6 protein-coding genes and 1 pseudogene are annotated in these 7,732 nt (G+C 61.4%); 4 read left to right on the top strand and 3 right to left on the bottom strand.

Features of this window, described 5'->3' with window-relative positions; translation table 11 throughout:
• Both QZ079_RS06505 and QZ079_RS06500 read right to left on the bottom strand, forming a co-directional pair.
• A pseudogene (locus QZ079_RS06505) lies at nucleotides 1–553 on the bottom strand (hypothetical protein); the annotation flags it as partial.
• Between the two features lie 166 nt (nucleotides 554–719).
• The gene (locus QZ079_RS06500; RefSeq protein ID WP_297036645.1) at nucleotides 720–1,433 is read right to left on the bottom strand and encodes a GntR family transcriptional regulator; all 714 of its coding nucleotides are present in this window, start codon (nucleotides 1,431–1,433) and stop codon (nucleotides 720–722) included.
• A 173-nt stretch (nucleotides 1,434–1,606) separates the two neighbouring features.
• Between QZ079_RS06500 and QZ079_RS06495 the strand changes: the two genes are divergently transcribed.
• The 3 genes from QZ079_RS06495 to QZ079_RS06485 all read left to right on the top strand — a co-directional run bounded on the left by QZ079_RS06495 (nucleotide 1,607) and on the right by QZ079_RS06485 (nucleotide 4,934).
• Nucleotides 1,607–2,080, top strand: a complete 474-nt coding sequence (locus tag QZ079_RS06495) for a PTS sugar transporter subunit IIB (protein ID WP_297036642.1) — start codon at nucleotides 1,607–1,609, stop codon at nucleotides 2,078–2,080.
• A 112-nt stretch (nucleotides 2,081–2,192) separates the two neighbouring features.
• Nucleotides 2,193–3,809, top strand: coding sequence for a PTS system mannose/fructose/sorbose family transporter subunit IID (locus QZ079_RS06490; RefSeq protein WP_297036641.1), 1,617 nt, complete (start codon nucleotides 2,193–2,195; stop codon nucleotides 3,807–3,809).
• Between the two features lie 42 nt (nucleotides 3,810–3,851).
• The gene (locus QZ079_RS06485; RefSeq protein WP_297036647.1) at nucleotides 3,852–4,934 is read left to right on the top strand and encodes an SIS domain-containing protein; all 1,083 of its coding nucleotides are present in this window, start codon (nucleotides 3,852–3,854) and stop codon (nucleotides 4,932–4,934) included.
• 100 nt (nucleotides 4,935–5,034) lie between these two features.
• On the opposite strand, the gene QZ079_RS06480 is transcribed toward QZ079_RS06485, so the two are convergent.
• On the bottom strand, nucleotides 5,035–6,819 hold the full coding sequence (locus QZ079_RS06480; protein ID WP_297036638.1) for an OPT/YSL family transporter: 1,785 nt from the start codon (nucleotides 6,817–6,819) through the stop codon (nucleotides 5,035–5,037).
• 241 nt (nucleotides 6,820–7,060) lie between these two features.
• Between QZ079_RS06480 and QZ079_RS06475 the strand changes: the two genes are divergently transcribed.
• The coding region (locus tag QZ079_RS06475) for a type III pantothenate kinase (RefSeq protein WP_297036636.1) at nucleotides 7,061–7,732 on the top strand (672 nt) is incomplete at its 3' end.

Below are 7,732 nucleotides of genomic sequence, written 5' to 3'. Positions count from 1 at the left end.
CGACGCCCGACCCGCCTTCCGTGGCCGCGGCACCGACTTCCGCCGTCGCACCACGCCCCTCTATGGCACCAGAACGCGCCGCATCAAGCCATGCGAAGAGCATGCAGATGCCGCCACGTGCCAAAAGCAACCACGCGGAGAAGAAAAGCGCCGAACGAATGCCCGCGGAGATGCCGCCCGTCACGTAAGCGGCGCTCCCAACCTCGTCGAAGCTCCTACCAAAAAGGAGCGCTGCAGCGAAGAGGCCGCCGATGACCCACGCCGCCGCGCCACCGACCCGCCGCAAGCGTGCCCCACGCGCGCCGAACAGCCCGCAGAACGGACGGTACAGCAAGCCGGCTACAAACAGGGTATAGAGCGCCTCGTCGCGAGCAGGTAACGAGCACAGCACCTCGGCCGCGAGGTAGGCCGCACCATGCAGATCGCCGAACAGCGCATGGACTTCGTCGAAGGAAGCTCCCGCGAGATCGACGCCGATGCCGAGCGCACACCATGCGGCAAGGAGACAAGCAATGCCGCGCTGCCGTGGACGCCCGAAAGGTATTTCGGACATAACCCCCCCCCGGTCGATCTTTCGCCTTGAAAGACAACCGAAACGGAATCAAGCCGGACATACACCCCGCACCCAGCGAGGCACCGCGTTAGGGTACCACGATTCCCTCCCGCCTGCGCACCACCATCCAATGGAACGCAATCATCCCAAAAGGAACCTTTGTCACCTAATCGCTCGAAATATAAGAATAGATATCGCCGTTGTAATTTGTCTCGGTGTATTCGAACGGTACGAGCACGCCGTCGACGCGCGTATATGTACAGTGCGATACGCGAAACAGCGCGATATCGCCAGCCCGCAATAGTTCTCGCTGCTCGTCTGTAGGCAGTACCGCGCGGAACTCACTCCCCTGATAGATGCGCTGCAGCCCGAGCGAATCGACGAACGCGTAGAACGAATGGTCAAGACAGCGCACATCGATAGCCGGGATGATCGCCGCAGAGACATAGTTATAGCTGATGGCAATAGGTTCACCGTCACCCGTACGCAAGCGCGCGAAGTAGTGAATGAGATCATCGTCCGCAAGGCCAAGTTTCTCGGCGACGCTCGGAGCGTCCTCTCCGCGAATGACCTCATAGGAGAGCAGCTGGGATCCCGCCTTCTTACCGATGGCCTCCATGTCCTCGGTAAAGCTCCTTGAGCTATCTGAGGGCTTCACCACCTGTGCTGTCCTCACGAAACTGCCCTTGCCGGGAATGCGCTCGATATATCCCTCTTTCGAAAGGTTCAGTAACGCCTTGTTGACCGTCATGCGCGAGAACCCGAACCGTCGGCCGAGTTGCTCCTCGGTCATGATCTTGCTTCCCACCTTCAGCGAACCATCAGCGATACCGCTCTTTATGAACTCCTCGACCTGACGGTACTTCGCTGTCTGACCCATGGAAAGTTCCTTCTCAAGCATCTCGAATCTGATCGCGCGCATAAACATCGCGCCGCTCGCCGTTCCCAGTATACCGCTAGCGAAACATATTCGTAACTTTGTATATACAATTGACCGTTTATGAATCAATATATCTATACTTTTAAGCGCCTAATCATGAGAAAGGAGACCATATGGTAGAGCTGTTGCGTGTCGATGATCGCCTGCTCCACGGCCAGGTAGCTTACGCCTGGTCGAAGAGCCTGCCGATCGACCTCATCATCATCGCAAACGACGAGGCATCTCAAGACAAGGCCGCGAAGGCAACGTTCGCCCTTGCGAAACCGGCGGGCATGAGCCTCGTCATCTCCACGGTTGAGAAGACCGTCGCGTTTCTCAACTCGGAGAAAGCGCGAAACTACCGCTCGCTCGTTCTGGTGAACAACCTCGCCGACGCCGCCGCAATCGCTCGGGCGACGGAAGACGTCTCATCCATCAACGTCGGCGGTCTGCGCGAGCGCGCGGAATCAAAGCGCTACCTACCGGCGATCTGCCTCACACCGGACGACTTGGCGACCATCGGAGCACTTTCTCGCGATGGCTATGAGGTGTATGCGCAGCAAGTGCCGAGCGACACAAAGACCAACCTCGCCGGTTTCGTGGATTAGGCGCAGCGCGCGAACAGTCACAAGCATCTCTCCCCGCGCACGCCTGCGGCTCCGACAACCCGGACAATTCTCATGCTTTCGCGCATGTCCTGGATTATGGAAAGGAACCAGTATGACCATCTTCCAAGAAATACTCCTCGGCCTCATAGCCGTCATCGGCTGGTGCGAATACGTTGACGGCATCAACAAGTCGACGCGTCCCATCATCATGTGTACGCTCACGGGTCTCGCCCTCGGCGACCTCGCCCAAGGTGTCACCATCGGCGGCACGCTCGAGCTCGCCACTATGGGTATGATGGGCATCGGCATCTCGATTCCCATCAACATCACCATCGCCGGCGTCCTGGGCGCGGGCTTTGCCATCGCCGGCGGCCTTTCCGCCGAAGCCGCCGTGGCGCTCGCCATTCCTGTGGGCATCGTCTACCGCCTGCTCGAGCACCTCGCGACGACCGGGTACGACCTCATCGCCGCTAAGATGCTCTTCACACATCCCGAGGGCAACACGCCGCAGCGCGTCACTCAGGCCTTCTGGGTCATCTTCGGCGCATCGTGCCTGTTCATGTTCCTGTCGGTGTTCCTGAGCCTGCTCATCGGTGCCGAGGTGGTCGCTAATATCGCCAACGCCATCCCCGAGAACATCATGAACGCCATCGGCACAGGTACGAACCTGCTCGCCGCACTCGGCTTCGCCATGCTCTTCAACCTCACGCAGTCGCCGAAGACGCTCGCCTTCTTCTTCATCGGCTTCGTGCTCGCCTCGTACCTCGGCATGCCCACAATGGGTATCGCCATCATCGGCGCAGGCGCAGCGGCGATCGCATACTTCTTTACTGACAACAAGCAGACAAGCGAAGCAACGAGCGGCGAAATCCTCGACGATTTCGACGCGCTCGCCGATGCACCCGTCGAGCAGAAGCGCACCGAGCGCCTGCTGAGCCGTGCCGATCTCACGAATATGTTCGTCAAGTCGTTCGGCCTCGAAGGACCCTTCATCTACTCGCGCCTGCAGGCCATCGGCTGGTGCCGTTCTATGCTGCCCGCCATCGAGAAGATCTATACGACCGACGAGGATCGCTGCGCGGCCATCAATCGCCACCTCGAGTTCTTCAACACCAACCCCGAATTCTCAACATTTATCTTGGGCATCTCGGCCTCCATGGAGGAGCAGAACGCGCAAGACCCGGACTTCGACACCGCGAGCATCAACAACGTCAAGGCGGGTCTCATGGGTCCCATCGCAGGCATCGGCGACAGCTTCTGGTGGGGCATCGTCAAGACGGTCGCATCGGGTATCGGATGCCAGTTCGCCATGCAAGGCAATGTCCTCGGCCCCATCCTCTTCCTGCTCATCTTCAACATCCCGCATTGGACGATCCGCTATGTCCTTGCCCAGAAAAGCTATGAGCTGGGACATCGCATCCTCGACGCCATGACCGAGAACGGCATCATCGAGAAGATCTCGCTCTGCGCAGGCATCCTCGGCATGATGGTTATCGGTGCCATGACGAGCTCGATGATCAGCATCTCCACCCCGTTGGTGTTCAACATGGCCAACGAGGTAACACTTGAGCTGCAGACGGTACTCGACGAGATCCTGCCCAACCTGCTGCCGCTCGTGACGATGCTCGTCGTGGCATGGCTGCTGCGCAAGAACGTGAAGGTCGTGCCGCTCATCTTCGGCATCCTGGCCTTCGGCATCGTGTTCAACCTGCTGGGCATCATCGTGTAGCCTCGTCCACGTCAATTCTGAAAGGCATCAGCCGTGAGAAGCATGTACACCTATATAGAACAGGCGCCTGCTGCGTGCCGCGCGATCCTCGATGCGCGCGACGAACGCGTGGGCGGCCTCGTGCAGCTCTTCTGCTCCCATCCCTACCGACGACTCCATATCGTAGCCTCTGGGTCCTCATACAATATCGCGATGACCATGCGGGATTTCCTGCAGGAAGCGCTTAGCATCGAGGTCACGGTCGGTTGGCCCATGAGCTATACCCTCTACGATCACCTACAGCCCGACGATACGTTCGTGCTGTGCCTCTCGCAATCGGGCAAGAGCACGAACACCATAGCTGCCGTCGAAAAGGCCGTTGAGCAAGGCAATACCGTCGCGGTGCTCACCTGCAACGCCAGCGCACCTATCGACGTTGCCGGAGGAAACGTATTCGAGTACGGCAGTGGCACGGACGACTACTACGTAGGCAAAGGTTTCCCTTCGAGCTGCACGTTTCTCGCGCTCTTTGGAATCATGGCGGCATCCGCGCGCGGAACGCTCGATGACGATGCGCGTGATGCACTGATCGGTGCGCTCTCCACAGAGATCGACGGCATGGTGGGTGCCTTCGAAGCCGCACGCGCATTTTGCGCAGCACACATCAGAGAGCTCGTTCAGGCACGCCGTATCATGACCGTCGGCATCGGCGGAGGCTACGGTCTGGCGCTCGAGGGCGCGCTCAAACTCAATGAGATGACGGGCATCGCGGCGAACGCCTATGAGATGGAGGAGTTCGTGCACGGTCCTACGTACGAGATTCGCAAAGACCATGTGATAATGCTCGTGGATTTAGGTGGCCCAGGGCATGGGCGCATGATGCAGCTTGCGCAGGCGCTGCATTTGCTCACAGACCACGTGTTCGTGATTACTACGAGCGAAGGCCATGATGGCAGTGCGCTCAAGCTGCCACCCGTGTGTGAACGTAACAGCGAAACCGCTGCTGATGCTGGAAGCGGCCTTGGCACGATCCGTGCAATCATCCCCTTCCAAACCGCTGCGGAGGCCATCTGCAGTGAACTCGATATGCTGAGCTATAACCTCGTAAACTTCGACTTCGAACAGAAGATGAAGACGAAGGCATAAGACTTGCGCGGTATGCCCCAGACAGAGTTTCAGCCCTGCTGAGCACTGTCTGGGGCTCCGCATCCGGCGGCGGGCATGCCGCACAGCGCATACGAGCGCGCTACCCCATAAGCCCCGACGCCACGCTTGCGAACGCGATGATGACGCCCACGATCGACTCGCCGCCGAGCACGCCGGAGGCCACGACGGCACCGGTCTCGTCGAGTTCCTTCACCGCCTCGTCGCCGTCACGCCCCACACGCGATGCGCGCACGCGGTCGAACGCCACGCGGATGAGTGCGCCCACACCCGTAGTGAGCGACATGTAAAACGGCAGGTACACGCCAAGCCCGAGCATCATCGCCGGAATGCCCGCGCAGTAGAGCAACGTTCCGCCCACAAGTCCCAGCACGAACGCCGGCACGCTCGGGATACCTGCGACCATCGTCGCGACGACATTTGCCTGCGCCGCGATGAATTCGGCGTCGGCACCGAACGCATCCGTACCGTACGCCGCCACGAGCGCGAGCATCACCGCGACAGCCACGATCGCACCCAGCAGCGCGCCGATCACCTGACCGATCCACAGCGTGCGCGGATCGGTTCCAATGATCTGTCCGGTCTTAAAATCGCTCATCACGTCGCCCGCGAGACCACACGCCACGGCAATGATGCCCGCCACGAAGAAGAGCTGCACCTGCGTGCTCTGCGAAAATGCGGCAACGAAGAGCAGCACGATGAGGCCGAAAATCTCCATGGGGTCGATGCCAGACTGGCCCACGGACTGCGCGCTCATGATAGCCGTCACGAACGAGAGCAGCACGATGGCAGCGGTAACTACGGGCGACAAACGCAGCGCGAAGCAGCAGATAAGCGCGGCAGAGGCGACGAAGAGGACGAGCAGCGGCCGCAAGCCAGGTTTCTTCAGCGAGGGTCTCGTAGTGGAGTTCAGCGCATCGTCTACCGTTTGGCTCTGGCAGGCTCGGCCTGGTTCCCCGGCGCGAGTTCCGCACGAGCCGGAGGCGCCAGTGGCGCCTCCGTGCGAGCAGGACTGCTCGAGCGCCGGGGAACCAGGCCGAGCCGTTCGGGAGAAAAGCGGCAGCACAATATCCTTCAACACTACGCCGAAACCCGAGCCCATCATGAGACCCATGCCGAGGCTGCTCACGATACCCTGCGCGGTCGAGAGATCCCAGAGCCCCACGGCGGTTCCGCCAACGGTGATGCCGAATGCCGCGAGCACCGCGCCGACCATCCACCACGCCACGGAGCGTCCACCCACGAGAAAGCCCACGGAGAGCCGCATGGGCGAAGCTTGGATACCGAAGCTCACGCCGGGAATGGACAGCACGGCCACCAGCGAAGGAATCCATCCCAGCACATCGCGCACCACGCACCACGCACCGGCAAAGGCCATCGACCCGAAGAGCACTCGACCGGTGCGACCGCCCGCCTTACTTGCCAGAAGCGTCTCGGCCGCCGCCGTACCGATGGGGTACTCGAGGTCGCTTTCGTCCACAAAACGCCTGCGAATGAGCGCCGTGCACACGAGGCCGAGCAGCGTACCTCCAAGCGCGACGGAGAGCATCTCCCACCAGCTCACCTCGACGCCGAGCCCCAAAATCCAGATGCCTGGCACCGTAAACGCGATGCCGCCCGCAACCATGGAGCCAGCGGACATGATAACCTGCGTGATATTCGCTTCATTCAGACTGGTGCGCCCCACCGCGCGCAAGAGCACGAGCGCGGTGATGGACGTGAAGATGGTCGGCCACGGCAGCGCGCCCATCTTGAGGGCGGTGTAGACCGATGACGCCGTGATGATGACGCAGCCAACGCATCCAATCACGATGCCGGCAGCGCTCAACTGCCCGCGCAGCCCCGCGCGGACGCCCGTTTCGCTCATATGAACCCCTTCGTATATCCGCTCCCCCTCGGCGGGGAGTCGGGTTACGGCTCGGATGCGCACGATTATAACTTGGACGGCGGTCTTCGGCCGCTTTTTCAAACGATTGACAGAATTATTGCTAGCCAGCTGGACGCGCGCCAAATTCGGCCCCGCCCTCTTCTTGAACGAACCGCAAAGCTCAGGGCGCGGCCATGGCGTGGTACAGTGTCCCCAGCGAACACGATGCAAAGGAGCCACCATGCCTCGCATTCTGACCGTAGATGTCGGCAACACCACAACGAGCATCGGACTGTGCGCCATCGAGCGCAGCGGTGAGGCATCGGCAACGGATGCGCAGGTCATCGACTCGTGCGCGCTCACCACGCCCGCGCACATCACCGCAGACGAAGCGCGCATACAGCTTGAGCAGGTGCTTGCGCTCATGCCGAACAATCCGCTCGACGGCGTCGTGCTCTCCTGCGTGGTGCCCACGCTCACCGACCCCTGGCGCACGGCGCTCGGCCGCGCGTGCAGCTGCCGCCCGCTCGTCATAGGCCCTGGCATCAAAACCGGCGTGTGCATGAACTACGATGACCCCGCTGAGGTGGGACCGGACCGCATCGCAGACGCGGTGGCGGCGCGCGCGACGTACGGCGCCCCCGTCCTCGCCATCGATCTTGGTACCACAACGAACTTTGAGGTCATCGACGAGCATGGCGCGTTCGCCGGCGGCATCATCGCGCCGGGCGTGGCGCTCGGCGCGCGCTCGCTCGCCCGGGCTGCCGCGCGGCTTCCCGTCATCGAGCTGCGCGCGCCGAAGCGCGTCATCGGGCGCAGTACGCGCGCGGCGATGCAATCCGGCGTTGTGCTCGGCGAAGCAGCACGCATCGATGGCCTCATCGACGCCGTCTTCTCCGAACTCGGCTACGAG

The sequence above is a fragment of the uncultured Enorma sp. genome (assembly GCA_905210055.1).
GTDB lineage: Bacteria > Actinomycetota > Coriobacteriia > Coriobacteriales > Coriobacteriaceae > Enorma.
Note: the sequence above shows the minus strand (reverse complement) of the source record. Positions and strands in the feature narration are given on the sequence as shown.

What these genes read in the sequence shown, in the direction of transcription:
- QZ079_RS06500 (WP_297036645.1), bottom strand. Translation starts at nt 1,433, where the DNA reads ATGGGTCAGACAGCGAAGTACCGTCAGGTCGAGGAGTTCATAAAGAGC.
- QZ079_RS06495 (WP_297036642.1), top strand. Translation starts at nt 1,607, where the DNA reads ATGGTAGAGCTGTTGCGTGTCGATGATCGCCTGCTCCACGGCCAGGTA.
- QZ079_RS06490 (WP_297036641.1), top strand. Translation starts at nt 2,193, where the DNA reads ATGACCATCTTCCAAGAAATACTCCTCGGCCTCATAGCCGTCATCGGC.
- QZ079_RS06485 (WP_297036647.1), top strand. Translation starts at nt 3,852, where the DNA reads ATGTACACCTATATAGAACAGGCGCCTGCTGCGTGCCGCGCGATCCTC.
- QZ079_RS06480 (WP_297036638.1), bottom strand. Translation starts at nt 6,819, where the DNA reads ATGAGCGAAACGGGCGTCCGCGCGGGGCTGCGCGGGCAGTTGAGCGCT.